Raw genomic sequence first — 24,609 nt, 5'->3', positions numbered from 1 at the left:
CGATGTCGAGTTCTGCGGACGTGCAGGTGCTCCAGCGCAGGTCTACGCGTCCTGAACTGGAATTCCTGAGGCGTGGAGGTCGGCGACCGCCCGCACGATCAGTTCCGCGCGCCGCTGCGGCGTCCGGGCCTTGAGCAGCGGGAGGATCACGGCGTACCGGTCGGACCGGCTCATGGCCGCGAAGGCCGCCGCGGCGCCGGGGTTCTCGGCCAGTGCCGCGGCGAGGTCCGGCGGGGTTTCGGCGGTCCGCTGCGATTCGTAGGCGGCGTCCCACCGACCGTCCGCTCGCGCGGCGTCGCGCTGCGCGTATCCCGCCGGCCGCACGCGGCCGGCAGCCGCGAGGGTCTCGAACTTCTCCACGTTGATCCGCGACCACGCACTGGTGCTGCGGCGCGGCGAGTACCGCTGCAGGAACGAATCGGCATCGTTCGACTTCCGCTGCCCGTCGATCCAGCCGAAACAGAGCGCGCCGTCGAGGGCGTCCTCGATCGTCAGCCCCGGGACCGCCGAGTTGCGCCGCGCGATCCGCAGCCACGCCTCGCGCGCGGTCCCGTGGTGTTCCTCCAGCCAGGACTCCCACTCGCCGAGGGTGGTGAAGCCGAGGACTTCGACTCCCGCCTTCGCATCGCCCGGCCCGGTCCCGGCGCCGGGGCTCATCGCCCGACCGCCGGGGCGCGGCCCACCACGACGACCGCGGTATCGCTGGACCCTTTCGCCTCGTACAGCGCCGTGTCCGCCGTGGCCGCGAGCTCCTCGAACGAGGCGTTCGCGGATGCGTCGGCGATGACGACGCCCGCGCTCGCGACGAGTCCCACCGACCGGTCCTCGCGGGTCGCGATGAGAGCGCGCAGGTCCCCCACCAGATGCTCCGCGTCCGAGACCGTGCGGCGGACCGCGAAGACGGCGAACTCATCGCCGCCGTTGCGCGCGACGAGAACATCGTCGCCCAGCCCCTCCAGCGTCCGCGCGACGTTCCGCAGCAGCTCGTCGCCGGCGAAGTGACCGCGCGTGTCGTTGAACCTCTTGAAACCGTCCATGTCGATCATCCCGACGACGTGGACGGCGGGCACGGAAGCCTCCGAGATCACACGCATCACCGCGAGATTCATGCCGCGCCGGTTGTACACCCCGGTCAGGTCGTCCATGTGCCACTCGTCCACGATCCGGGTCATCGCGCGACGTCCCATCTCGACGAACACCTGGATCACCAGCGGCAGGCCCACGACCGTCGAGATCGCGGGCGCCGTGTAGATGAACAGGTCCATCTGGGTGCGCCCCTCCACCAGGATCGCGTGCTGGGTGAACGCCGCGATCAACAGGAGGGTGTACGCGCAGTGCAGGAGGAGGATCCGCCACCCGAGGAGGAACGCGGCGTACATGCCGAGCATGGCCAGGTGGATCGTGCCGCAGATGCGTGCTTCCGGGGCGCTCAGCATCGACAGTGTGACGCCGATGACGATGTCGGAGAGGACGAGGAAGCCGATCGCCCCGCGCAGGCTCGGCCACGGGCGAACGAGCCACCAGGCGCCGAGCGCCACCCCGGCGGAATTGGCGACGAAGTGCACGACGTGGGCCACCGTGCCCTCGGGCCCGACCGGATTGAACTGCATGACGATGCCGAGGGGCACCATCGAGAAGGCCAGCCCGGCGACGACGATCCCGAACATGGTGTGCCCGCCCTCCCGCCCGACGGACTGCGTGGCGAACGCGAACTCCGAGCGACCGGCGTTCGCCCAGGCGTGCGCGTCGGTCAGCACCGTCCAACCGCGACGGACGGTTCGACGGATCGTGCGGCCCGGCGAGCGGCGCGACGGGGCGCCGTGCGGTTCCGTGGCATCTGCGGCCAGTTCGACCCCCTCGCTCGGTGCTGTCCTGCGCTCGCCCGCTCGGTCCCGGTGGCCGACGCGGCTCGACAGCAACGCCGCGGCGGCGGGGAGGAGACACAAGGGTGGGCCCCGTGGGACTCGAACCCACAACCAACGGATTAAAAGTCCGGAGCTCTGCCAATTGAGCTAGAGGCCCTAGCGCCGGTCAGTCTAACCGCCCGACCGGCGCATCCGCCCGCAGGGCGGGATCAGGAGGCCGCGGCGTTGACCATCCAGTGCACGCCGAAGCCGTCGACGCACATGCCGAAGGTGTCGCCCCACGGTGCCTGCACGAACGGGACGGTGACGGAGCCGCTCGCGGAGAGCTTCTCCCACCAGCCGGTGAGCTTGGCCAGGTCGTCGCCCGACAGGGACACGGAGACGTCGTCCCCGACGTTCCGCGGCATCCCCGCCGGGGTGTCGGCGCACATGAGGGTGAAGCCGTCCGGTGTGGTGAGCTGGCCGTGCATCACCTTGGTGACCTCGGACGGGTCGACGCCCATCTCGGGCGGCATGCCCTCGAAGGTGGAGATCTCGAGCTCGCCACCGAAGACGTCCCGGTAGAACTCGAGTGCCTCGCGGGCGTTGTCGGAGAAGCTGATGTAGGGGTTCAGGCGTACGGTCATGCCGCGATTGTGCTCCCACCGACCGACGAGTTCACACAGTTCGCCGAACCGCCCCCGCTCGTTCACCCCGCCGTCCGTCCTCCCATGCACGCTGGCGGCATGCAGCCGATGCACATCGTCCAGCTGGCGAACTTCTACGGGCCCCGCTCCGGCGGCCTGCGCACCGCCGTCGACCAGCTGGGCGCCGGCTACGTCGCCCGCGGGCACGCCGTCACGCTCGTGGTCGCGGGCCGCGCGCACGACGACGAGGTGCTCGACTCGGGTGTCCGCCGCATCACCGTGCCCGGCCGCAAGTTCTTCCGGGTGGAGGGCTACCGGGCGGCGAGCCCGGTGCTGATCCGTCGCCTGCTCCCGACCCTCGGCGCCCACAGCCTCGAGGTCTCCGACCGGCTCACGCTGCGCGGCATGGGCCCCTGGGCGAAGGCGCACGGCATCGGGTCGATCATGATCAGCCACGAGCGCCTGGACCGGATGATCGAGCTGGGCGCACCGTCGGGCCTGGCGACGTGGGCCGCCGACGTGGCGAACCTCGGGACGGCCCGCAGTTACGACACCGTCGTGTGCACCACGGCGTTCGCCGGTGAGGAATTCGCCCGCGTCCACGCGCCGAACGTCGAGACGGTCCCCCTGGGGGTGGACCTGGCGACCTTCCGCCCGGACCGCGCCACGGCGCAGGCGCGTCGGCGCTGGGCCACCGGGGCCGGGAGCGGAGCGGGCGGGCCGCAGGAGCGTCCCGCCGACGTCCTCCTCGTGCAGTCCTGCCGGCTGTCGATGGAGAAGCACCCCGGGCGCGGGATCGAGGTGGTCCGGGCCCTCGTGGCCGACGGTGTGCGGGCCCGCCTCGTCGTCGCGGGCGACGGTGCGATGGCGGACGAGCTGCGCCGCCAGGCGCGCGGTCTCCCGGTCACGTTCACCGGTCACGTCACGGACCGCGACGACCTGGCCGATCTGCTCGCGGCGGCGGACGTCGCGATCTGCCCCGGCCCGCACGAGACCTTCGGCCTCAGCGCGATGGAGGCCCTCGCATCCGGCACGCCGATCGTGGTGTCGCGCAGCAGCGCCCTCGCCGACGTGACGCGGGCGGATTGCGGGCTGCCGGCCGCGGACACGGGCGCGGCGTTCGCGGCGGCGGTGCGCGCGGTGCTCGGCGGCGATCACCGCGCCGCCGCCCGGGCGTGCGCCGAACAGTACACCTGGGACAGCGCCGTCGAGACGATGCTCAGCCTGCACCGGGCGACGGCGGATCGCCGGCGGTTCCTGCGAGACCGTCCCGCAGCGCACCCCATCGCCCTGCCTCCGCGGTCGGCGAGACGGGCAGCCCGGCCTCGAACAGGTCCGCGACGGCTCGCATGGACTCCGGCATCACCGCCACCGTCGACGGATCGTCGCGAGCGAGCGCGGTGATCGCCCCCACCACGGCACCGACCGCGGCGCGCACGGAGAGCCGGTCGATGGGGCCGGTCGCCCGCTCGATGATGGCGTCCTCCATCGCCGCCATCGTGGCCTCGAGGTCGCGCGCCTGCGCCGCGCGCAGCGCGGGCGAGGAATAGAGCAGCCGGCCGCGTTCGACCTCCGTCGCGCGGGTCTCGGGGTCGAGCGCCTCGAACTGATCGGCACCGCCCCGCAGGATCTGTGCGGGCAGGTTCTCGGTGGGATCGATCGGCGGGACGTTCGCGAGCAGGATCGCGTCGTAGTCGTCCTCGAGGATCAGCGCCTCCTTGGTCGCGAAGTACCGGAAGAAGGTGGCCGGCGATACCTCCGCCGCCGCCGCGATCTGCGCGACGGTGGTCGCCTCGAAGCCCTGCTCGCGGAAGAGGTCGTAGGCCACCCGGCGCAGTGTGAGGCGGGTCTTGAGCTTCTTGCGCTCACGCAGGCCGAGCTGCTGCGGCACCGCGTTCCGCCTCGTCTCGCTCATCCCCCGATTCTGCCGGAATCAGGCGGCACAGCGCCAACACCACGACGGACAGCACGAGGCCGACGACGGCGCCCACGGCGAGCCCGTGCGCGTACGCCGCCAGCACCCCGTCGATCGCGCCGGGGTCCGCCGCACGCACCGCGGGAACGCCCACGACGGGGTTGTCCCGGGCGAGCCGCTCCAGCGGCCCCGGCAGCCCGACGACGCCGAGACGCTCCCCGTAGGCGGCGGTGACCACCGACCCGAAGACGGCGACACCGAGCGCCGAGGAGATCTGCCGGATCGACTGCATGAGCGCCGAGCCCGCACCCGCGTCGTCGGCGTCGAGGTCGCCCATCGCCAGCGACATCACGAGCGGCATCACCCCGCCGAGCCCGAGGCCGAGCAGCACCGTCGTCACGGTGTAGACGGCGAGCGGCCCCTCCGGGAACGCCGCCTGGACGGCGAAGGTGAGCGCGAGCAGGCCGATCGAGCCGGCGGCCACCGCTCGCCGTCCGAATCGGCGGACCAGCACCGGGCCACCGCGGGCGCCCACGATCAGGCCCGCGATCACGGGCAGTAGCCGGAGCCCGATTCCCAGCGAATCCGCCTGGAACAGCACGGAGAAGACCTGCGCGAGCTGGAACACCGAGCTCGCGAGGAGCAGCATCGTCGCGGACGCCAGGACGGTGCCGGCGAGGAAGCCCTTCCGCCGCAGCAGGGTCAGCCGCACCAGCGGACGTTCGGCGGTCAGCTCCCGCCACCCGAACAGGGCCAGCGCCGCCACGGCGACGCCCAGGAGTACCAGGAAACGTCCGGACGTCCACCCCGACGCACCGGCCTCGGTGAACGCCCAGACCAGTGCTCCGAAGCCGGCGACGCAGGTCACGACCCCGATGACATCGAGACCGGCGGGGCGTTCGGCCTTGGACTCGGGGATCATCCGGTGTACCGCCACCGCCGCGACGACCGCGATCGGCACGTTGATCAGGAACACCGAGCCCCACCAGAAGTGCTGCAGGAGTACCCCTCCCAGGATCGGCCCGAGGGGCATCCCGGCGGCGGAGGAGGCCATCCAGACGCCCATGGCGCGCTCCCGGGCGGCCTTGTCCGGGAACAGCGTGGGGAGCACGCCCATCGACAGCGGCATGGCCGCGGCGGCGCACACGCCGAGCAGCACTCGCCCGGCGACCAGCAGCTCCGTCGATCCCGCGAACGCGCACAGGGCCGATGCCGCACCGAAACCGAGGAGCGCGAGGCTCAGCACGCGGACCCGGCCGATGCGGTCGCCGAGAGCGCCCATCGGAATCATCAACGCGCCCAGCGCGAGCGGGTACGCGGTGGTGATCCATTGCAGCGCCGTGGTGGATGCGCCGAGCTCCCGCGCGAGCGACGGCAGTGCGACCGTGAGGACCATCGTGTCGAGGCCGATCACGAGCATCGCGAGCGCGAGCACCGTGAGCGCCGCCCACGGCGATCGCGCACGGTTCCGGTTCTGCGGCATGACGCCACCTCCAAGTAGAGAGTCAATCTAATTTGAGAGTGACTCTCAGAACTTGGTTTGTCAAGGGCCCCGACCGGCACCGGCCGTGGTCAGCGGAGCCGGTCGCCCGACTCCGCGTGGAAGAACAGCGCCTGCTCCGGCGCCGGGACCAGCCCCGTCTCCTCACCGGCCCGCAGCGACGTCGCCCGGTCGGCACGGGCCACCACGGGCTTGTCCTGCCCCTCGACGCTCACGTAGACGAGCGCCTCGGCGCCCAGCTCCTCCACCAGCGCGACGGTGCCCTTCGCCGCGCCCGGCGTGCCGGTGGGGACGATCTCGAGCCCCTCGGGCCGGAGGCCGACAGTCACCGTCGCACCGGAGTCCACGGTGCGCGGCACCGGCACCGTCGCGCCCGCGACGTCGGCGCCCGCGTCGGTCCGCGGCACCGTGAGCAGGTTCATGCCGGGCGATCCGAGGAAGCCCGCGACGAAGGTGTTGACCGGATCGTCGTAGAGCTCGCGCGGCGGCGCGACCTGTTGCAGCAGGCCGTCCTTGAGCACCGCGACCCGGTCGCCCATGGTCATCGCCTCCACCTGGTCGTGCGTCACGTAGAGGGTGGTGACGCCGAGCCGCCGCTGCAGCGCGGAGATCTGTGAGCGGGTCGAGACGCGCAGCCGCGCATCGAGGTTCGACAGCGGCTCGTCCATCGCGAAGACCTTGGGGTGACGCACGATGGCGCGGCCCATCGCGACGCGCTGGCGCTGCCCGCCCGAGAGGCGTGCGGGCTTGCGGTCGAGCAGCGGCTCCAACTCCAGCATCGCCGCGGCCTCGGCCACCTGCTTCGCCGTGTCCTCTTTGGAGACACCGGCGTTGCGCAGCGCGAAGCCCATGTTCTGCGCCACCGTCATGTTCGGGTAGAGCGCGTAGTTCTGGAAGACCATGGCCACGTCGCGCTTCTTCGGCGAGACCGCCGTGACGTCCACGTCGTCGATGAGGATCCGGCCCTCGGTGACCGCCTCGAGCCCGGCCAGGGCCCGCAGGCTCGTCGACTTCCCGCAGCCCGACGGGCCGACCAGCACGACGAACTCGCCGTCGGCGATGTCCAGGTCGAGCGAGCTGACCGAGGGCCGCTCGGCGCCCGGGTACTGGACGGACGCACCGTCGAAACGCACCGTTGCCATGGTCTTCCTTGACTCCTAGTTCCTACGAAACCGACTGCGCGCGGACTACTTCGGCAGCTTGGGCTTGATCTGCGAATCGATCTTGCCCTGGATGGTCTTCTGCAGGGCGCCGAGCACGGCCGCCGCATCACCGCCCGTCGCGATCTGCTGCAGCGCGCGGCCGATGTCCTCGCCACCGCCGGGCACGAAGACGCGGGCGTTGTCCTGGCTGCGGGTGAGCGGCAGCTGCTTGACGGCGGTGCCGAAGTTCGGGTTCTTCTCGATGAAGGCCTTCATCGACGGCTCGTCGACCGCGGCCTTGCGCACCGGCATGTAGCCGGTCGCCTGCGAGAACTTCGAGGTGTTCGCGGTATTGGTGAGGAACTCGATGAACTTCACCGCGGCGGCCTTACGCTCCGCCGAGATGCCCTCGGCGACCGCGACACCCGCGCCGCCGGTGGGGCACGACTTGCCCGCCGGACCGGGCAGGAATGCGGTGCCCAGCTCGAACTTGGCGGTGGTGGTGATCGTCTTGAGCGAGCCCGTGGACTGCAGGGTGACGGCCGCCAGGCCGGCGCCGAAGTCGTTCTCGGGCGTGGTGACCAGGCGGCCCCACTTGCCGATCACGTCCTTGAGCTGGTTCACCGCGGCGATCGTCTCGGGGCTGGTGAACTTCAGGTCCCAGCCGTCGGAGTAGGCGCCGCCCTTGGACCAGTTCCAGCCCTCGAAGACCCAGTCGATGTAGTTCTCGCCGTCGGCGATGACGATGGCCTTCTTGTCGCCGCCGATCGCCTCCTGGATGCGGGGCGCCCACTGCGCGAACTCGTCCCAGTCCTTGGGGCCGCGGTCCTCGAGGCCCGCCTTCTTCCACACGTCCTTGTTGTAGTAGAACAGCGGCGTCGAGCGGGCGAACGGCACCGCGTAGTGCTTGCCGTCGAACGTCGTGTCGGCGAGCAGGGAGTCGACGTACTCCTCGGGCTTGAGGCCCGCGCCCGCGAAGAGGTCGTCGAGCGGCGCGATCTGCTTGTTGAGCGCGAAGTTGAACCAGGTGACGTCCGAGACGACGACGATGTCGGCCTTCTCGCCGCCGGTCAGCGAGGTCTGGAACTTCTGCGCCACCTGCTCGTAGTTCTTGCCGCCGTCGAGCAGCTCCACCTTGATGCCGGGGTTGGCCTTCTGGAACTCGTCGATCAGCGCCTGCTCGGTGGCCTTGGAGCTGCCCGGGTGGTTCGACAGGAAGCGCAGCGTGATGTCGCCGCCGCCCCCGCCGCCGCCCGAGTTCGACGAGCCGCCGCCCGAACCCGAGCCCGCGCACGCCGCCGCCACCGCCGCGGTCGCCGCGAGGCCGGTGACGAGGAATCCGCGCCGTGTGAAGTCGCCCATGAGTTTCTCCCTTGGTGTTTCTTCTGTGGTGGTCCCGGTCAGCCCTTGACGGCGCCGGAGGTGAGGCCCTTGATCATCTGCCGCTGCAGGATCAGGAAGACGATGAGCATCGGCAGCGCCGTGAGCAGGGTGGCCGCCATGACCGGCCCCCAGTTCACCCCCTGCTCGGTGTTCTGCAAGAGGGTGAGGCCGACGGGCAGCGGTGCCACAGCGGCGTTGTCCGACATCAGGAACGGCCAGAGGTATTCGTTCCACTCGTTCACCAGGGTGATGACCGCGAAGGCCACCATCGTCGGGATCGAGACGGGCAGGATCACCCGGAACAGCAGCCGCAGGTGGCCCGCGCCGTCCATGCGCGCCGCCTCCACGATCTCCTTGGGCAGCGAGAGGAAGTGGTTGCGCATGAGGAAGGTGCCGAAGGCGACGCCCGCGAGCGGCAGGATGATGCCGACGAAGGTGTTGCGGTAGTCCGCCATGAGCGCGTAGTTCGAGATCACCGTGATCTGGTTGGGCACCATGAGCGCCGCGATCACCACGAGGAAGATCACCTTCTTGAACGGGAAGCGCAGGAAGACCAGCGCGTAGGCGGTGCTCACGCCGAGCACGAACTTGATGCCGCCGGTGACGAGGGTGATGATCGCCGAGTTCCGCAGGTACTGCCAGTACGGGATCTCCTGCGTCACATAGCTGTAGTTCTCCGGGTACCAGGACGGCGGCCACCACGTCGCGGGCGAGACGAAGATGTCCGGCCGGTCCTTGAACGAGGTGATCACGATGAAGTACACGGGCACGGCGACGAGCAGCAGCGTGCCGAGCATGCCGAGGTAGCCGAGCACCTTCATTCCGGTGTTGCCCGTGGGCGATCCGCTCACTTGTCGTCCCCCCGGTCCATCATCCGCACCTGCACCACGGTCACGATCAGGAGCACGAGGAACATGATCGTGGCGATGGTGGCGCCGTAACCGGCGCGCTGGTTCCGGAAGGTCTGCCAATAGATGTCGAAGACCATCGTCGTGGTGCCGCCCTGCGGCCCGCCGGCGGGGAACATGATGTTGATGATGTCGAAGACCTGGAGGCTGTTGAGCAGCACGGTGATCGACAGGAAGTACGTGGCCGGCCGCAGTTGCGGCAGCGTGACGCGCCAGAACTTGCGCCACGCGGGCGTCCCGTCGATCGCGGCGGCCTCGTCGAGGTCCTTGTTGAGGCCCTGCAGCGCAGCGAGGTAGATGACGAAGGTGTAGCCCAGGTTCTTCCAGATGTAGGTGAAGGTCACCAGGAACAGGGCCCACGCGGGATCCTGGTAGAAGTCCGGGCTTTCGATGCCGAACCACGCCAGGATCGACGCGGCCGCGCCGAACTGCGGGTTGAAGACGAAGTAGAAGGCCGCGCCGATCGCCGCACCGGAGATCACGAACGGGGCGAACACCGCGGACCGGACCAGGTTGCGACCCTTCAGGTTCTGGTCCAGCAGCATGGCCAGGGCCAGGCCCAGCACCATCGAGAAGACCACCGCGCTCACGGTGAAGATCAGTGTGACGGTGACGACCTGCCAGCTCTCCGCCTTGGTGAAGAACTCGCGGTAGTTGTCCAGCCCGATCCACTTCGCCGGATCCACGCCGGCGAGCGACCACTCCTGGAAGCTCAGCCGGACGTTGTCGATCAGCGGTCGGTACGTGAAGACGGCCAGCAACGCCAGATTGGGCACCACGAACAACAGGAACAGCAGATTGTCCTTGGGCACCAGGTTGGCGGCCAGCCCCGTCTTGGGTGATGGCTCCACCCGTTCGGTCGTGGCGGTCACTGCCGTAGCGTGCTGTACTTCCCCGTCCTGCGGACGAAAACCGGGAAAAGATTCGGTAACGAATTCGTGATCGCACGGGGCCGACGCCGTCCGCCGACATGACAGATGTCACGGCGCATCGATGACGCCCGGCGGAAAACCCCTGACTGCGCGCACTACTGCGGCGCCCGGATCGCGGCGACGCTGGATCACATGAACGCCAACGATCTCCACACCGCCCACCGCCCCGACCATCCGACCGCGGCACCGTCGACCGGAGGACTGCACGACCTCTTCGTCGACTCCTGCCGGCTCGGGCCGGCCCCGACCCGGGCCCGCGAGGGCGCCGTCGTCGTCACGACGGTGCTCCTCATCGCCCTCGTCGTGGTGCTCGTGCAGCCACCGGTCCTCCTCGCGTCGATCCTCGCCGGACTCGCCGCGCTGCACCTCGCGATCCGCTGGGTGCTCGGCATGCGGAAGTGGGACCGTCGATGAGCGCCCCGGTCGATCCCACCGCCGACCCCGTCATCGCGGCCACCGGCCTGCGCCGCACCTACGGCACCGGCGCGAGCGCCTTCGAGGCCGTCCGCGGCATCGACCTGACGGTGCACCCCGGCGAGGTCTTCGCGCTGCTCGGCACCAACGGCGCCGGGAAGACCTCGACGCTCGACCTGCTCGAGGGCCTCGCCCAGCCCAGCGCCGGGGAGCTCGCCGTCTTCGGTCTCGACCCGCACGCGGACCGGGGCCGGGTCCGCCCGCTCTGCGGCATCATGCTGCAGTCCGGCGGGCTGCCCGCCGAGCTGACGGTGCGCGAGACGCTCGAGATGTGGCGCGGCACCTGCAGCAATCCCACGACCGCCGACGCCGTCCTCGACCGGGTGAACCTGCGCGAGCGGGCCGACGTGCGGGTACGCGCCCTCTCCGGTGGCGAGCAGCGTCGCGTCGACCTGGCGTGCGCCCTGATCGGGCAGCCGCGCCTGCTGTTCCTCGACGAGCCGACGACGGGCCTCGACCCCGAGAGCCGTCGGTCCACGTGGCGCCTGCTCGATGAGCTCAAGCGCGACGGCGTCACGATGGTCCTCACCACGCACTACCTCGATGAGGCCGAGGCGCTCGCCGATCGCATCGCGATCATGCACCGCGGCGAGATCGCCCGGCTGGGCACGCTCCGCGAGATCGTCGGCGGGCACCCCGCCGAGATCGCCTTCGACGATCCCGGCGTCCCCCTGCCCGCGCTCACGGGCGACTGGACCGCCGGGGCCGACGGTGCCGGCCGCGTCGCGCTGCGCACCCATCGCCTGCAGGACGATCTGCACGCGCTGCTCGACTGGGCCGCCGACCGCGGCCTCGCCCTGTCCGGGCTGCAGGCCCGGCATCCCTCCCTCGAGTCCGTCTTCCTCACCGTCGCGAGCACGGACGAGACCCCCGCCGATCCGATCGGAGCCCCCGCATGACCGCCGACACCGCCGCCCCCGCGGCCGCGCCCACCGTCGGGTACGGCCGGCACCCCCTGCGCGCCCTCGCGCACGCCGAGTTCCTGCAGTTCCGGCGCAACAAGACGCTGCTGTTCATGGGCACCGTCTTCCCCATCGGGACACCGCTGCTCCTGTTCTTCCTCGCCCGGGGCGACGCTGCGCCGAAGCCGCTGGGCGTGGCGATCACGATGGAGATGTTCGCCGTGTTCGCGCTGCTGTTCGTGCAGTACTACTCGGTGCTGTCGATGGTCACGACCCGGCGCTCCGAGGGCGTGCTCAAGCGGCTGCGCACGGGCGAGTCCTCGGACCTGCAGATCCTCACCGCCCCCGCGGTGCCGGGTATCGCCCTCACCCTGCTCGGCGCGGTGATCGTCGCCGGCGCGGTGTACGGGTCCGGCGGCCCCCTGCCCGTGAACGCCCTGCTCATGCTCTTCGCCCTCGCCGCGGGCCTCGTGATCTTCACCCTGCTGGCCCTCGCGACCAGCGCGATGACCAAGAACGCCGAGGCAGCGCAGATCACGTCCATGCCGGTGATGGTGCTGTCCATGGTCGGCATGGCGAACATCCGCCAGATCCTCCCGGACCGGCTCGCGCTGCTCGCCGACTGGACGCCGTTCGCGGCGATCTCCGACCTCATCCGGCTCGGCCAGGCGGGGATCGCCCCCGGTGCCGCGGAGGACGCCGCGCCCCTCGGCTTCGGCGCCACCTTCGGCGAGACGGGCCGCCCGCTTGTCACACTGGCGGTATGGACCGTGATCGCTCTGATTCTGGCGAGGAAGTGGTTCCGCTGGGACGATCGCGGGTGACGGCCGACGCCGGCCCCGCCGCGGCGGTGGAGCCGCCGGCACGGACGCGGTTGATCCCCGCGCCCGTGCGCCGGGCGGTGGCGTGGTGGCGCGCCATGCCGGGGGTGGAGCGGTACCGGCTCTACACCCGGCTCGTCCTGCAGAGCGTCATGGTGGGGGTCGTCGCGGCGCTCCTGATCAGCGGAGCCCGCACCTGGCCGACGGTCCTCATCATCCTCGCCGGGCTGGCTGCCGTCGCGGGGATCGAGGCGCAACCCGACCTGGCGATCCGTGCCACCGAACGGCAGCGCCGACTGGCCTGGCGGTTCGCGGTCTGCGGCATCACCGCGGTCTGGGTGGCCGCCGTCGCCGCCGCCCGGGTGGGCGGCGCGGTCGACGAGCGGGAGGCCGCGGTCACGGCCTCGATGGTCTTCCTCATGGCGTCCGCGGGCGTCATCCCGTTCCTGCGGCGCCGCTGGCTCGTCCTGGTACCGGTCGCGATCCTCACCCCTGCCCTCGCGCGCGGGCCCGAGGCCCTGCCGATCGGCCTGCTGCTGCTCGCGGTGGGGGCGGCCTTCATGTGGACCTCGCGCAGCACCGTGTGGGGCATGCAGATCCTCACCGAACTGGAGAACGGCAAGCGGCTCGCCGCCGAGCTCGAGGTCGCGGAGGAGCGGCTGCGCTTCTCCCGCGACCTGCACGACGTCGTGGGCCGGGCGTTCTCCGCCATCTCCGTCAAGAGCGAACTGGCCGCCACGCTCGCCCGGGCCGGAGCCGTGGACCGCGCCGCGGGCGAGATGGACGAGGTGAAGGCCCTCGCGGTCTCCTCGATGGAGGACGCCCGCGCCCTGGTCCGCGGCTACCGCGGCATCGACCTCGCCACCGAGCTGGCCGGCGCCCGCTCCCTCCTCTCCGCCGCGGGCTGCACGCTCCGCATGATCGGCGCGCCGGAGGACGTCCCGCCGGCGTTGCACGAGGCCGCCGCCTGGGTCGTCCGCGAGGGCACCACCAACATCGTCAAACACTCGGCGGCGTCGCAGGCCGTGCTCACGCTGCGCCCGTCGGGCATGGTCCTGCGCAACGACGGTGCGCGCGTACGCTCCGGGGGCGAGGGCGCACCGTCGGGCATCGACGGGCTGCGCGCGCGGCTCCGGGCCGTGGGCGCGGACCTCGACGCCGCCCACGACGGCGACGAGTTCGTCCTCACCGCGACCTGGGAGGCGGCATGACGGACGCAACGTCGATCGAGGTGATGATCGCCGACGACGAGCACCTGATCCGCACGGCCGTCGCCGCCCTGCTCGACCTCGAGCCGGACATCACGGTGGCCGCGGAGGCGGCCTCCGGCACCGAGCTGATCGCCCTCTGGGAGCGCCGCGCGGCGGAGGGTCGCGCGCCCGCGGTCGCGGTGATCGACCTGCAGATGCCCGGACCCGACGGGATCGACACCGCAGCGGAGCTGCTGCGGCGCACGCCCGGTGCCGCCACGCTCATCGTCACCAGCCACGGCCGCCCCGGGTACCTCAAGCGCGCCCTCGCCACCGGGGTCCGCGGATTCCTGCCGAAGACGGCGCCCGCCGCCACGTTGGCGCAGGTCATCCGCACCGTCCACGACGGCGGCCGGTACGTCGATCCCGAACTCGCGGCGGAGGCGATCAGCGCCGGCGACTCCCCGCTCACCGCGCGTGAGGCCGACGTGCTGGAGTTCGCGGTCGACGGGGCCTCGGTCGACGAGATCGCGAAACGCGCGCACCTGAGCGCGGGCACCACGCGGAACTACCTGTCCTCGGCGATGGCGAAGCTGGGCACCGCGAACCGGTACGAGGCGGCGGTGCGGGCGCGCGAACTCGGCTGGATCCTGTGACCCTCGCCACGGTGTAACGTTCCCGGGGCCTGCGGCGATGGACGAGGGTGCGCGCCATACTCGAAAGCGTCACTTTCCGCAGCGGACGTTGAGTCCGCGGTCCGAAGTGCGTAGACTTTCGGGATAATCTGGAACTGATCCAAACGTCGAAAGAGGAATGATGTCGACCCGCCAACTGACCCAGCTGGAGCTTCTGAAGGAGCTCTCCGGTGTCGCCGAGGACAACGTCAACCGCCATCTCTCGATGACGAAGGACTGGAACCCCCACGACTACATCCCCTGGTCGGACGGCAAGAACTACGCCGCACTCGGCGGGTCGGACTACGACCCCGAGGAGAGCCAGCTCGACGACGTGGCCAAGGCCGCCATGATCACCAACCTCCTCACCGAGGACAACCTCCCCACCTACCACCGGGAGATCGCCGCCAACTTCTCCATGGACGACGCCTGGGGCCACTGGGTCGGCCGCTGGACCGCCGAGGAGAACCGCCACGGCATCGCCATGCGCGACTACCTCGTCGTCACCCGCGGCGTCGACCCGGTCAAGCTCGAGCAGGCCCGCATGATCCACATGACCAACGGCTGGGACCCGCAGGGCAAGGTGGCGGCGCACACCGAAGAGAAGATGACGATGCTCCACTCGGTGGCGTACGTGACCTTCCAGGAGCTCGCCACCCGCGTCAGCCACCGCAACACCGGCAAGGTCTGCGCGGATCCGATCGCCGACAAGATGCTCCAGCGCATCGCCGCCGACGAGAACCTGCACATGATCTTCTACCGCAACATCTCCGCCGCCGGCCTCGACCTGGTCCCCGACCAGGCCATCCGCTCGATCACCGACACCATCAAGCACTTCGAGATGCCCGGCGCCGGCATGCCCGACTTCCGCCGCAACGGCGTCCTCATGGCCAAGCACGGCATCTACGACCTGCGCCAGCACAAGGACGAGGTCGTCATGCCCGTCCTGCGCAAGTGGAAGATCTTCGAGCGCACCGACTTCGGCCCCGAGGGCGAGAAGACCCGCGAGGAGCTCGCCACCTTCCTCGACGAACTCGAAGCCGCCGCCGTGAAGTTCGAGGAGATGCGCGACCGCTCCCTGGCCCGCGAGGCCGCGAAGCGCGAGAAGGCCGGCCTGGCCGTCTAGGCACCCGACGCACACGGAACCCGCTGCGCCCTCCGGGCACGGCGGGTTCCGTCGTTCCGCCCACGCGCCGCGTCCGCGGACCGTTCCGCGTACCGGGCGCGACTATGCGCACGCGCCGCGTGCGCACCGGCGCGGTACGTGCGCGGGTGCGGGTTTGCCCTGGCACGACAGGGCCGCGATCATGGAGGGCGGCGAGACGCCGCACGAGCACGGGAGAGAATCGATGACCACAGCCACGACGCAGCCCAAACTGCGCATCGGCCGGTTCGAGCTGGACTCCCCCGTCGTGCTCGCGCCGATGGCGGGCGTCACCAACGTGGCCTTCCGCAGCCTGTGCCGCGAGCTGGAACGGGAGCGGTCGGGCACCGTCGCCGGGCTGTACGTGTGCGAGATGGTCACCGCCCGCGCGCTCGTCGAGCGGCACCCGGTCACGATGCACATGACCACCTTCGCCCCCGACGAGGACCCGCGCAGCCTGCAGCTGTACACCGTCGACGCGAAGTGGACCTACGAGGCCGCCCGGATGATCGCCGAGGAGGGCCTCGCCGACCACCTCGACATGAACTTCGGCTGCCCCGTCCCCAAGGTCACCCGCCGCGGCGGCGGTTCCGCGCTGCCCTACAAGCGCAACCTGTTCGCGAGCATCGTCGACGCCGCTGTCCGCGGCATCGCCGACGGCTCCCCCGCGGGCGCCCCGGAGATCCCCGTCACCGTGAAGTTCCGCGTGGGCATCGACGACGAGCACCACACCCACCTCGACGCCGGCCGGATCGCCGCCGAACAGGGCGCGGTCGCCGTCGCGCTGCACGCCCGCACGGCCGCGCAGCGCTACTCGGGCCAGGCCGACTGGGACGAGATCACCCGGCTCAAGGAGCATGTGCACCACCACTTCGGCGACACCGTTCCCGTGCTGGGCAACGGCGACATCTTCGCCGCGGAGGACGCCGTGACGATGATGGAGCGCACCGGCTGCGACGGCGTCGTCGTGGGCCGCGGCTGTCTGGGCCGGCCGTGGCTGTTCTCGGAGCTCTCCGCCGCGCTCAACGGCACCCCGATGCCGACGCCGCCGCACCTCGGCGAGGTCACCGACATCATGTACCGCCACGGCGAGCTGCTGGCCGCGCACCACGGCGAGGACAAGGGCATGCGGGAGATCCGCAAGCACGTCGCCTGGTACCTCCGCGGCTTCCCCGCCGGCGGCGAACTGCGCACGCGCCTCGCCACGGTCAAGACCCTCGCCGACCTGCGCGCACTGCTCGACACGTTGCCTCACGACGTGCCCTTCCCCAAGGACGCCGAGGGTCCCCGCGGCCGGCAGGGCACGCCCGGCAAGGTCGTGCTGCCCGACGGTTGGCTCGACGACCCGTGGGAGACCGGCGCCGCGGCGATGCCGGGCGCCGAGGAGGAGACCAGCGGCGGTTAACCGTCGTTCACCCGTCGTTCATCCAACGCTGCGGTGATGTACGAAATGGCGCATATACTGCGCACATGCGTAATGCGTACATCCAGCAGATGGCTGCTTTCAACGACATCCTCGGTGATATCTGCGACAAGTCGGGTATCGCCATGGAGAAGGCGACCAACTCGCTGCTCCAGGCCGACCTCGCACTCGCCGAGGAGGTCATCACCGAACACGACGAGATCGTCCGGCTGAGCCGCCGCGCCGAGGAGGAGGCGTTCTCGCTCCTCGCGCTGCAGGCGCCCGTCGCCAGCGATCTGCGCGTCGTGGTCTCCGGCTTCCAGATCGTCGCCGACGTCGACCGGATGGGCGCGCTGGCGCTGCACGTCGCGAAGGTCACCCGCCGCCGGTTCCCGAACAAGACCCTCCCCGAGGAGGTCAACGGCTACTTCGCCGAGATGGGCCGCCTCGCGGTCGAGCTGGCGAACTCCGCGCGCGAGGTCCTGGTCACCCAGGACCCGAAGCAGGCCGCGGAGATCGAGGAGCAGGACGACGCGATGGACGACCTGCACCGCCACCTGTTCACCGTCCTCATGGACCGCGGGTGGAAGCACGGCGTCGCCGCCGCCGTCGACGTGACGCTGCTGGGCCGCTACTACGAGCGCTTCGCCGACCACGCCGTGGAGATCGGCCGCCGCGTGATCTTCCAGGCCACCGGCAGCCCCGAGCCCACCGCGGACATCTCCAAGTAGCGCACGTCCGAACGGCCGCCCTCCGGGGCGGCCGTTCCGCTGTCCCGGACCGCCCGGGCCGAGTCAGGAACCGACGCCGTCCTGGAGCTGCAGCATCCGGCCGCCGAGGTGGATGTCGGAGCCCACGCCCAACGGCACGGGCTGCCCCGGCGGCAGGCGGAGCGGCTGCGCCGCGCCCGGGGGCCGCACCCACGTGCCGTTCGCCGAGCCCACATCGACGGCGAGCACCTGCCAGCCGTCGATGCGGATCTCCAGGTGCGCGCGCGACAGTGCGCCCGTACGGTCCGGCAGTACGACGGGCGCGAGCCGCCCGCCGCCCGGCGGGCGCCCCGCGCGCTGCGCCACGAACGCGGCCGGGTCGCGGCCGATCACCATGTCGTTCTCCACGACGAAGGCGGTGCCGTCGTCGGCGACCAGCAGTCCGAGGGGCGGGCGGGGGCCGGTCTCCAGCGGCAGCCGGCGGTCGACGAGCGCGCCGCACCGCGTGCAGTAGGCGGCGACCGGCGCGTTGAGGTGCCCGAAGGCGCAGCGCCGCCCCTCCACCAGCGGCCCCGCGGCCACGGCCGCACTCACGTCGCCGACCTCCACGTCGTACTCCGTGGCGGCGAACAGGGGGCTCACGCCGGTCGGTTCCTCGTTGGTCGGCGCATCCGCGGGGAAGACGTCGGTCGCGATCTCCCCCTCCGCCTCGGGCCGCAGCGAGGCCTCGGACCACAGCACGACACCCGCGCCCGGCACGGCGCCGTCGTCGAGGCGCAGGGCGGCCGGCCCGCACACCGGGGCGGGCGGGGGCGGCGGCCCGACGGTGACGGTGACGACCGAGCCCGGTGCGAGGGGGGCGACGCGCTCGGCGAAGTCGGCGCCGGCGTGCAGGACGTGCTCGGGCGCGGCGGCCGTCGCGGACCCGAAGATCGCGACGGTGATGGACCGCTCCTCGTCGGCGCCCGCGACGCCCCGGAGCAGGGCGCGCGCCGTGCCGTCCCCGAACTCGACCACGGCGAAGGCCGGACCGGTGCGGCCGCGCAGGACCGGGGCGCGGTCACCGTCGGCCTCGAGGGCGGCGCGCAGCTCCGCGACCGCGGCGGGGCCGCCGACGGCCGGCGCGTCCACGAACAGGACCGCCTCGCCGACCCGCGCGACCACGCGGTCGCCGGGCAGCACGGTGCTGTACCGGTCGCCGGTCGGGGGCTGCGATGTCATCCCCATAGGATACGGCCGATATCCGACGACACCGCGACGGTGTGACCCGTCAGCCGAAGCGGCCCGAGATGTAGTCCTCGGTGGCCTGCTCGTCCGGGTTGGAGAACATCTTCTCCGTCGGGTTGATCTCGATGAGCCGGCCGGGCTTGCCGGTGGCCTCGAGGTTGAAGAAGGCGGTCTGGTCGGAGACGCGGGCCGCCTGCTGCATGTTGTGCGTGACGATGACGATCGTGTACTTCTGCTTGAGCTCGCCGATCAGGTCCTCGATGGCGAGCGTCGAGATCGGATCGAGCGCCGAGCAGGGCTCGTCCATGAGCAGCACGTCGGGGCTGACGGCGATCGCGCGGGCGATGCACAGGCGCTGCTGCTGACCGCCGGAGAGGCCGCCGCCCGGCTTGTTCAGGCGGTCCTTGACCTCGCCCCACAGGTTCGCGCCGCGCAGCGACTGCTCGGCCACCTCGTCGAGCTTGGACTTGCTGCGGATGCCCTGCAGCTTGAGCCCCGCCACCACGTTGTCGCGGATCGACATGGTCGGGAACGGATTGGGCCGCTGGAAGACCATGCCGATGGTCTTCCGCACGCCCACCGGGTCCACGCCGGCACCGTAGATGTCGGCACCGTCGAGCGTGATGTGCCCGTCGACGCGGGCGCCCGGGGTCACCTCGTGCATGCGGTTGATCGACCGGAGCACCGTCGACTTACCGCAGCCGGACGGCCCGATGAACGCGGTGACGGAGTTCGGCGGCACCGTCAGGGAGACGTCCTGCACCGCGTGGAACGCGCCGTAGTAGATGTTCAGGTCCTTGATGTCCAGGCGCTTCGCCATGTCGGTTCTCCTTGTTACTTCGTCTTGGGGGCGAGCAGCCGGGACATGAGGGCGGCGAGGCCGCTCGCGATGCCCACGAGGATCACCAGGGTGAGGGCGGCGCCCCACGCCCGGTACTCGCCGACGGCGCCGGGGTTGTTGCGGTACTGGTCGTAGATGAACAGCGGCAGCGACGACATGTTGCCGTTGAACAGGTCGTAGTTCATCCGGTCGCTGATGCCGACGAGCAGCAGCACGGGCGCGGTCTCGCCGACCACGCGGGCGATGGCGAGGAAGACACCGGACACCATGCCGGACGCGGCGGTCGGCAGCACGATCCGCACGATGGTCTTCCACTTCGGGACGCCGAGCGCGTAGGACGCCTCGCGGAGTTCGTTCGGCACCAGCTTGAGCATCTCCTCGGTGGAGCGCACCACGACCGGCACCATGAGCAGGATCAGCGCGAGGCTCACCGCGAACGCGGACTGCGGCATGCCGAAGGTCGTGATCCACACGCCGAAGATGAAGAGCGTGGCGACGATCGACGGGATGCCGGCGAGCACGTCGACCATGAAGGTGGTCACCTTGCCCAGGCGGGTGCCCTCGGCGTACTCGACGAGGTAGATGCCCACCATGACGCCGATCGGCACCGAGAACAGCGTCGCGACGCCGGCCTGCACGAGCGTGCCGTAGAGCGCGTGGCGGATGCCGCCCGCGTAGGAGTCGGGGGCCACGCGGACCATCGACTTGGTCCACCACTCGGGGCTGACGATCGCGGGGACGCCGTTCGCGATCACCATGTACAGCAGGGAGACCAGGGGCGCCAGCGCCAGCAGGAAGCATGCGCCGAAGACGATCGCGGCGGCGTTGTTCTTGATCCGGCGCGCGGCCGACGTGCGGTGGAAGACGGTGCCGCTCTTGGCGACGTCGTCGAGCTCGGTGGCGGTCATCCGTTCACCCGTCCCCCGCCGATCCAGCGCGCGATCGCGTTCACGATGAACGTGAGCACGAACAGCACGAGGCCGGCGGCGATGTAGGCGCCGCGCTGGTCGACGTTGTCGAACTCAGCGGCGGCGGAAGCGATCTTCGAAGCGAAGGTGTAGCCGCTGTCGAACAGCGACCAGATGGAGGTCTTGGTGGCGGCGAACAGGATGATGAGCACCGCGATGGTCTCGCCCAGGGCGCGGCCGAGGGCCAGCATCGAGCCGGCGACGATGCCCGACCTGCCGTAGGGGAAGACCGTGAGGCGGATGACCTCCCACTTGGTGGCGCCCAGGGCCAGCGCGGCCTCCTGGTGCGCGACGGGGGTCTGTCGCAGCGCCTCGCGCGTGATCGACGTGATGATCGGCAGGATCATGATCGCGAGCACGATGCCGGCGGTGAACACCGTCGAGCCGAGGGACAGCTCGACGTTGCCGGTCTTGAACAGGAAGAACCAGCCGAGGTTCTCGTTGAGCCACTGCTGCAGCGGCACCAGGAACGGTGCGAGCACGAAGATGCCCCACAGGCCGTAGATGATCGACGGGACCGCGGCCAGCAGGTCGATCACGGCGCTCAGCGGCCGGGAGAGCCGCGGCGGGACGTACTGCACGAGGAACGTCGCGATGCCGACGGCCACCGGCACGGCGAGGATCAGCGCCATCACCGAGGAGAGGACCGTGATCTTGAGCAGCTCGAGGATGCCGAACCGCATGTTGGACGGGTTCGTCTGCCACTCGGAGCTGGTGAGGAAGTTGACGTTGTTCTTGGTGAGCGCCGGGACCGCCTGCACCACGAGCTGCAGGAAGATCAGCCCGATCACGACCACGAGCAGCAGGCCCGAGGCGTACGCCGCCCACTTGAAGATCTTCTCCATGCGGTCGTGACCGCCGGCGAAGGTGGTGCGCGTGGTACCCGCGGCGGTGGCCGCCACGGCACTCGCCGCGCCGTCCGCGTCGCGGTCCGTCGAATCCTCAGTCGCCATGTTTCCCCGTTGTTCCGCCACGCGAAGTCGTCCTTCCGGCTGAGCCGGACGTCGTGCGAGTGCCATTGTGCCTGGCCGCTCGCACGACGCCCGGTGCTTCAGCTGTGTCTCTTACTGGATCGAGTCGATCGACTCGGTGAGCGTGGTGCGGAAGGACTCGGGGATCGGGGCGTAGCCCTGGCCCTCGAGCTGGTCCTGCGCCTGCTTGCTGGCGGCGACCTTGAGGAAGGTCTTCAGGCCCTTGCCGACCTCGGCGTCCGCGTACTTGGAGCACACGATCTCGTAGGTCGCGAGCACGATCGGGTAGGCGCCGGCCGTCGACGGCTTGTAGAAGCCCTCGGTGTCGATGACGAGGTCCTTGCTGCCGGGGGTCTTGAACTTGGCGGCCTCGATGGTCTTGCCGACCGACTCGTTCGACAGCTTCACGGCCTCGGGGCCGGCCGAGGTGATGATGTTCGCGACCTGCAGCTTCTGCGCCTTGGCGAAGCTCCACTCGGCGTAGGTGATGGTGCCCTCGGCCTTGTTCACGGTCGCGGCGACGGCGGCGTTGCCGCTCGCGCCCTGGCCGGTGCCGCCCTTGAAGGCCTTGCCCTTCTTGTCGGCGGACCACTCGGCCGGCGCGGCGGACGCGAGGTACTTCTGGAAGTTCTCGGTGGTGCCCGACTCGTCGGAGCGGAAGACCACGGTGATCGGGAGGTCGGGCAGCGTGGCGCCCTTGTTCTCGTCGGCGATCTCGGGGGCGTTCCACTTGGTGATCGCGCCGCTGAAGATCTTCGCCAGGGTCGGCGCCGACAGGTTCACCGACACGTCGCCGGGCAGCTTGTAGGCCACGGCGATGGGGCCGAAGACGAGGGGGAGGTTCAGGGCCGGCGCACCGCACTTCTCCTCGGCCTTCTTGGCCTGGTCGGCGTTGAGCGGCGAGTCGGAGCCGCCGAAGTTGGTCAGGCCGGAGGTGAACTCGGTGATGCCCTGGCCGGAGCCGTTGCCGCTGTAGTCGACGTTGGCGCCGGTGCAGTCCTGCGCGAAGGTGTTCTTGAAGACGGTCATGGCGTTCGCCTGCGCCGTCGAGCCGCTGCCCTTGAGCTGCAGCTTGCCGTCGCACTGCACGCCGGAGCCGCCACCGGCTGAGCTGCCGGCGGCCTCGCTCGACTCCTCGCCGCCGCACGCGCTGAGGGTCAGGGACAGGGCGGCCACCATGGCAAGGGCCGATACGGATCCACGCTTGAAGTTCACCGAGATTCCTCCGGGTTCGAGTCAGGACTGATCACCCCGGCAGTGCGGGTGTCATCCAGCAACATAGGGAGGCCGGGTGTCCGAATCGGGTGTCCCGGGTGAACGGACGGGAAACTCGCCCGGTCGAGTGGATTACCGTAGCGCGTACGCGACGTGTCTTTCGCGTTCCTCAAAACCTAGGCCGGTATAGGTGCGCAGCGCCGCGGTGTTGTCGCCCTCGACGTACAGCTCCACCTCCGCGAGGCCCCGTCCGGCGAGGTACTCGATCCCGACGGCCGTCAGCAGCCGCCCCAGCCCGCGCCCCTGGCCGGCGGGGTCGACCGCCACGATGTACACCTCGCCGAGACCGGCGGCGGGGTCCGCGACCTTGGTCCAGTGGAAGCCCACCAGCCGGCCGTCGGCGACCTCCGGTCCGCTCCCGGTGCCGGATTCGTCCACGGCCAGGAACAGCCCCGCCGGGTCGAACCAGTCGGCGGAGGTCCGCTCGTCGACCTGCGCGTGGCTCCAGCCGCCCTGTTCGGGGTGCCAGGAGAAGGCGGCGTTGTTCACCGCGAGGAGCGCGTCGTCGTCGGCCGGCCCGGCGTACGTGCGCACGGTGACGCCCTCCGGCGCCGGCGGGGCCGGATCCGGGCCGGCGAGCGGGCGACGCAGGTTGAGCAGGGTGCGCACGGCCGTGAGGCCGAGGTCCGCGGCGAGGGCGCGGGCGGCGGGCAGGTCCCCGTGCGCCCAGACGGTGCCGCCGTCCCCAGCGAGGTCCAGTGCCGCGGAGACGAGCGCACGCCCCAGGCCCCGTCGGCGCGACGACGGTGCCACGACCGCCTCGGCCGCGCCGGGGCCGCCCGCGGGCGGGACGACGATGCCCGCGTAGCCGGCGGGCGCGCCGTCGGCGCCCGGCGCGATGACGTGCGGGCCGTCGCCCGTGACGCCGAGGCGGAACTGCTCGGAGAGGGGGCCGATGCCGTCGGCCTCCGCGGCTGCGGCGGCGAGGGCCAGCACGGCCTCCGGGTCGGCGACCGGGCCGCGCACCACGTCGACCATCAGGCCTCCTCGAGATCCTCGTCGGTCGGTTCCATGTCCTCGACGGGGCGCTCCCCCTTGCCGCGCACGGGCCGCACCGCCTTGTAGCCCACGTTACGGACCGTGCCGATCATGCCCTCGTGCTCGGCGCCCAGCTTGGCGCGCAGGCGCCGGACGTGCACGTCGACGGTGCGGGTGCCGCCGAAGAAGTCGTAACCCCACACCTCCTGCAGCAGCTGGGCGCGGGTGAAGACGCGGCCCACGTTCTGCGCGAGGAACTTGAGCAGCTCGAACTCCTTGTAGGTGAGGTCGAGCGGCTTGCCGCGCAGGCGCGCGGTGTAGGTGCCCTCGTCGATGACGAGCTCGCCGAGCGTCACCTTGTCCGCGACCTCGTCCTCGCCGCCGGCGTCGCGGCGCGCCACGACGAGCCGGAGTCGGGCGTCGATCTCGGCGGGCCCGATCGTCGGCAGGAGGAAGTCGTCCAGCCCCCAGTCCGCGTTGGCGGCGACCAGGCCGCCCTCGGTGAGCACCGCGACCACGGCCATCCGGCCCCCGCCCGTGCTGCCGAGCAGCCGGCACAGCCCGCGCGCGGTCACCAGGTCCGAGCGCGCGTCCACGAGCGCGACCTCCGCCGGGCCGACATCCAGCAGGGAGGAGACGTCCGCGGGCAGCGTCCGCACCGTGTGCGGCAGCAGCGACAGCGACGGCAGCACCGTGTCCGGCTCCCGGTCGGATGTGAGCAGGATCAGATCCACATGCCCTCCCCACAGTGCGCGGCGGT

Annotated in this window: 24 protein-coding genes, 1 tRNA gene and 1 pseudogene; 9 read left to right on the top strand and 17 right to left on the bottom strand. The window is 71.0% G+C overall.

Going from position 1 to position 24,609, the window contains the following annotated elements; genetic code table 11:
- Positions 1-42: 42 nt before the first annotated feature.
- The 4 genes from ELY19_RS11945 to ELY19_RS11930 all read right to left on the bottom strand — a co-directional run bounded on the left by ELY19_RS11945 (position 43) and on the right by ELY19_RS11930 (position 2,491).
- Positions 43-657: a YdeI/OmpD-associated family protein gene (locus tag ELY19_RS11945; protein ID WP_126196395.1), complete on the bottom strand. Its 615-nt coding sequence runs from the start codon at positions 655-657 to the stop codon at positions 43-45.
- Positions 654-1,946: a GGDEF domain-containing protein gene (locus ELY19_RS11940; RefSeq protein WP_126196394.1), complete on the bottom strand. Its 1,293-nt coding sequence runs from the start codon at positions 1,944-1,946 to the stop codon at positions 654-656. Before ELY19_RS11940 ends, ELY19_RS11945 begins: the two co-directional genes overlap by 4 nt.
- Positions 1,947-1,949: 3 nt before the next feature.
- Positions 1,950-2,022, bottom strand: a tRNA-Lys gene (locus ELY19_RS11935).
- Positions 2,023-2,074: 52 nt separating this feature from the next.
- Positions 2,075-2,491, bottom strand: a complete 417-nt coding sequence (locus ELY19_RS11930; RefSeq protein WP_126196393.1) for a VOC family protein — start codon at positions 2,489-2,491, stop codon at positions 2,075-2,077.
- Positions 2,492-2,599: 108 nt separating this feature from the next.
- Between ELY19_RS11930 and ELY19_RS23815 the strand changes: the two genes are divergently transcribed.
- On the top strand, positions 2,600-3,895 hold the full coding sequence (locus ELY19_RS23815) for a glycosyltransferase (protein ID WP_126198814.1): 1,296 nt from the start codon (positions 2,600-2,602) through the stop codon (positions 3,893-3,895).
- On the opposite strand, the pseudogene ELY19_RS11920 reads toward ELY19_RS23815, so the two are convergent.
- The 6 genes and pseudogenes from ELY19_RS11920 to ELY19_RS11895 form a co-directional block, all read right to left on the bottom strand.
- Positions 3,876-4,406 (bottom strand): annotated as a pseudogene (locus tag ELY19_RS11920) (TetR family transcriptional regulator); the annotation flags it as partial. The gene ELY19_RS23815 and the pseudogene ELY19_RS11920 overlap by 20 nt on opposite strands.
- Positions 4,357-5,889, bottom strand: coding sequence for an MFS transporter (locus tag ELY19_RS11915; RefSeq protein ID WP_126196391.1), 1,533 nt, complete (start codon positions 5,887-5,889; stop codon positions 4,357-4,359). The pseudogene ELY19_RS11920 and the gene ELY19_RS11915, both read right to left, overlap by 50 nt.
- A gap of 89 nt (positions 5,890-5,978) precedes the next feature.
- Positions 5,979-7,049: an ABC transporter ATP-binding protein gene (locus ELY19_RS11910; protein ID WP_126196390.1), complete on the bottom strand. Its 1,071-nt coding sequence runs from the start codon at positions 7,047-7,049 to the stop codon at positions 5,979-5,981.
- A gap of 45 nt (positions 7,050-7,094) precedes the next feature.
- Positions 7,095-8,411: an ABC transporter substrate-binding protein gene (locus ELY19_RS11905; protein ID WP_126196389.1), complete on the bottom strand. Its 1,317-nt coding sequence runs from the start codon at positions 8,409-8,411 to the stop codon at positions 7,095-7,097.
- 38 nt (positions 8,412-8,449) lie between these two features.
- Positions 8,450-9,253 carry a carbohydrate ABC transporter permease gene (locus ELY19_RS11900; protein ID WP_227967319.1) on the bottom strand — a complete coding sequence of 268 codons (804 nt, stop codon included), beginning with the start codon at positions 9,251-9,253 and terminating at the stop codon, positions 8,450-8,452.
- 26 nt (positions 9,254-9,279) lie between these two features.
- Positions 9,280-10,212: a carbohydrate ABC transporter permease gene (locus ELY19_RS11895; protein ID WP_126196387.1), complete on the bottom strand. Its 933-nt coding sequence runs from the start codon at positions 10,210-10,212 to the stop codon at positions 9,280-9,282.
- A 192-nt stretch (positions 10,213-10,404) separates the two neighbouring features.
- Here ELY19_RS11895 and ELY19_RS11890 point away from each other — a divergent pair, with 192 nt between their 5' ends.
- From ELY19_RS11890 to phoU, 8 genes are all read left to right on the top strand, one after another.
- Positions 10,405-10,686 (top strand): hypothetical protein, encoded by a 282-nt coding sequence (locus ELY19_RS11890; RefSeq protein ID WP_126196386.1) that lies wholly within the window; start codon positions 10,405-10,407, stop codon positions 10,684-10,686.
- Positions 10,683-11,645, top strand: a complete 963-nt coding sequence (locus tag ELY19_RS11885; protein WP_126196385.1) for an ABC transporter ATP-binding protein — start codon at positions 10,683-10,685, stop codon at positions 11,643-11,645. The genes ELY19_RS11890 and ELY19_RS11885 overlap by 4 nt, the downstream gene beginning before the upstream one ends.
- A complete protein-coding gene (locus ELY19_RS11880) occupies positions 11,642-12,472 on the top strand; it encodes an ABC transporter permease (RefSeq protein ID WP_126196384.1) in 831 nt (276 codons plus the stop codon). The genes ELY19_RS11885 and ELY19_RS11880 overlap by 4 nt, the downstream gene beginning before the upstream one ends.
- Positions 12,469-13,680, top strand: a complete 1,212-nt coding sequence (locus ELY19_RS11875) for a sensor histidine kinase (protein WP_227966775.1) — start codon at positions 12,469-12,471, stop codon at positions 13,678-13,680. The genes ELY19_RS11880 and ELY19_RS11875 overlap by 4 nt, the downstream gene beginning before the upstream one ends.
- Positions 13,677-14,315: a response regulator transcription factor gene (locus tag ELY19_RS11870; protein ID WP_126196383.1), complete on the top strand. Its 639-nt coding sequence runs from the start codon at positions 13,677-13,679 to the stop codon at positions 14,313-14,315. The genes ELY19_RS11875 and ELY19_RS11870 overlap by 4 nt, the downstream gene beginning before the upstream one ends.
- Positions 14,316-14,472: 157 nt before the next feature.
- On the top strand, positions 14,473-15,459 hold the full coding sequence (locus tag ELY19_RS11865) for an acyl-ACP desaturase (RefSeq protein ID WP_126196382.1): 987 nt from the start codon (positions 14,473-14,475) through the stop codon (positions 15,457-15,459).
- Between the two features lie 223 nt (positions 15,460-15,682).
- Positions 15,683-16,882 (top strand): tRNA dihydrouridine synthase DusB, encoded by a 1,200-nt coding sequence (gene dusB / locus ELY19_RS11860; RefSeq protein WP_126196381.1) that lies wholly within the window; start codon positions 15,683-15,685, stop codon positions 16,880-16,882.
- Positions 16,883-16,947: 65 nt separating this feature from the next.
- On the top strand, positions 16,948-17,610 hold the full coding sequence (gene phoU, locus ELY19_RS11855; RefSeq protein WP_126196380.1) for a phosphate signaling complex protein PhoU: 663 nt from the start codon (positions 16,948-16,950) through the stop codon (positions 17,608-17,610).
- A 63-nt stretch (positions 17,611-17,673) separates the two neighbouring features.
- Here phoU and ELY19_RS11850 read toward each other — a convergent pair whose 3' ends face one another.
- The 7 genes from ELY19_RS11850 to ELY19_RS11820 form a co-directional block, all read right to left on the bottom strand.
- Entirely contained in the window at positions 17,674-18,810 is a 1,137-nt protein-coding gene (locus tag ELY19_RS11850; RefSeq protein WP_126196379.1) for an FHA domain-containing protein, read from the bottom strand.
- A gap of 49 nt (positions 18,811-18,859) precedes the next feature.
- Positions 18,860-19,636 carry a phosphate ABC transporter ATP-binding protein PstB gene (pstB, locus tag ELY19_RS11845; RefSeq protein WP_126196378.1) on the bottom strand — a complete coding sequence of 259 codons (777 nt, stop codon included), beginning with the start codon at positions 19,634-19,636 and terminating at the stop codon, positions 18,860-18,862.
- A 14-nt stretch (positions 19,637-19,650) separates the two neighbouring features.
- Positions 19,651-20,565 carry a phosphate ABC transporter permease PstA gene (gene pstA, locus ELY19_RS11840; protein WP_126196377.1) on the bottom strand — a complete coding sequence of 305 codons (915 nt, stop codon included), beginning with the start codon at positions 20,563-20,565 and terminating at the stop codon, positions 19,651-19,653.
- Positions 20,562-21,470, bottom strand: coding sequence for a phosphate ABC transporter permease subunit PstC (gene pstC / locus ELY19_RS11835; protein ID WP_227967317.1), 909 nt, complete (start codon positions 21,468-21,470; stop codon positions 20,562-20,564). The genes pstA and pstC overlap by 4 nt, the downstream gene beginning before the upstream one ends.
- 219 nt (positions 21,471-21,689) lie before the next feature.
- Positions 21,690-22,775 (bottom strand): phosphate ABC transporter substrate-binding protein PstS, encoded by a 1,086-nt coding sequence (gene pstS, locus ELY19_RS11830; protein WP_126198812.1) that lies wholly within the window; start codon positions 22,773-22,775, stop codon positions 21,690-21,692.
- Positions 22,776-22,943: 168 nt separating this feature from the next.
- Complete coding sequence (gene mshD / locus ELY19_RS11825) at positions 22,944-23,849, bottom strand: mycothiol synthase (protein ID WP_126196375.1); 906 nt, start codon at positions 23,847-23,849, stop codon at positions 22,944-22,946.
- Complete coding sequence (locus ELY19_RS11820) at positions 23,849-24,583, bottom strand: winged helix-turn-helix domain-containing protein (RefSeq protein WP_126196374.1); 735 nt, start codon at positions 24,581-24,583, stop codon at positions 23,849-23,851. Before ELY19_RS11820 ends, mshD begins: the two co-directional genes overlap by 1 nt.
- Positions 24,584-24,609 lie beyond the last annotated feature (26 nt).

The organism is Tsukamurella paurometabola, assembly GCF_900631615.1.
Classification (GTDB): Bacteria; Actinomycetota; Actinomycetes; order Mycobacteriales; family Mycobacteriaceae; genus Tsukamurella; species Tsukamurella paurometabola_A.
This window is presented reverse-complemented; position numbering and strand designations above follow the sequence as displayed.

Bases quoted from the DNA above. Each gene is read 5' to 3' on its own strand.
- mshD (WP_126196375.1), bottom strand. From the start codon at position 23,849: ATGGTCGACGTGGTGCGCGGCCCGGTCGCCGACCCGGAGGCCGTGCTG.
- ELY19_RS11865 (WP_126196382.1), top strand. From the start codon at position 14,473: ATGATGTCGACCCGCCAACTGACCCAGCTGGAGCTTCTGAAGGAGCTC.
- ELY19_RS23815 (WP_126198814.1), top strand. From the start codon at position 2,600: ATGCACATCGTCCAGCTGGCGAACTTCTACGGGCCCCGCTCCGGCGGC.
- ELY19_RS11905 (WP_126196389.1), bottom strand. From the start codon at position 8,411: ATGGGCGACTTCACACGGCGCGGATTCCTCGTCACCGGCCTCGCGGCG.
- pstS (WP_126198812.1), bottom strand. From the start codon at position 22,775: ATGGTGGCCGCCCTGTCCCTGACCCTCAGCGCGTGCGGCGGCGAGGAG.
- ELY19_RS11850 (WP_126196379.1), bottom strand. From the start codon at position 18,810: ATGACATCGCAGCCCCCGACCGGCGACCGGTACAGCACCGTGCTGCCC.
- ELY19_RS11870 (WP_126196383.1), top strand. From the start codon at position 13,677: ATGACGGACGCAACGTCGATCGAGGTGATGATCGCCGACGACGAGCAC.
- phoU (WP_126196380.1), top strand. From the start codon at position 16,948: ATGCGTAATGCGTACATCCAGCAGATGGCTGCTTTCAACGACATCCTC.
- ELY19_RS11945 (WP_126196395.1), bottom strand. From the start codon at position 657: ATGAGCCCCGGCGCCGGGACCGGGCCGGGCGATGCGAAGGCGGGAGTC.
- dusB (WP_126196381.1), top strand. From the start codon at position 15,683: ATGACCACAGCCACGACGCAGCCCAAACTGCGCATCGGCCGGTTCGAG.
- pstA (WP_126196377.1), bottom strand. From the start codon at position 20,565: ATGACCGCCACCGAGCTCGACGACGTCGCCAAGAGCGGCACCGTCTTC.
- ELY19_RS11890 (WP_126196386.1), top strand. From the start codon at position 10,405: ATGAACGCCAACGATCTCCACACCGCCCACCGCCCCGACCATCCGACC.
- ELY19_RS11885 (WP_126196385.1), top strand. From the start codon at position 10,683: ATGAGCGCCCCGGTCGATCCCACCGCCGACCCCGTCATCGCGGCCACC.
- ELY19_RS11910 (WP_126196390.1), bottom strand. From the start codon at position 7,049: ATGGCAACGGTGCGTTTCGACGGTGCGTCCGTCCAGTACCCGGGCGCC.
- ELY19_RS11880 (WP_126196384.1), top strand. From the start codon at position 11,642: ATGACCGCCGACACCGCCGCCCCCGCGGCCGCGCCCACCGTCGGGTAC.
- ELY19_RS11915 (WP_126196391.1), bottom strand. From the start codon at position 5,889: ATGCCGCAGAACCGGAACCGTGCGCGATCGCCGTGGGCGGCGCTCACG.
- ELY19_RS11930 (WP_126196393.1), bottom strand. From the start codon at position 2,491: ATGACCGTACGCCTGAACCCCTACATCAGCTTCTCCGACAACGCCCGC.
- pstC (WP_227967317.1), bottom strand. From the start codon at position 21,470: ATGGAGAAGATCTTCAAGTGGGCGGCGTACGCCTCGGGCCTGCTGCTC.
- pstB (WP_126196378.1), bottom strand. From the start codon at position 19,636: ATGGCGAAGCGCCTGGACATCAAGGACCTGAACATCTACTACGGCGCG.
- ELY19_RS11900 (WP_227967319.1), bottom strand. From the start codon at position 9,253: ATGAAGGTGCTCGGCTACCTCGGCATGCTCGGCACGCTGCTGCTCGTC.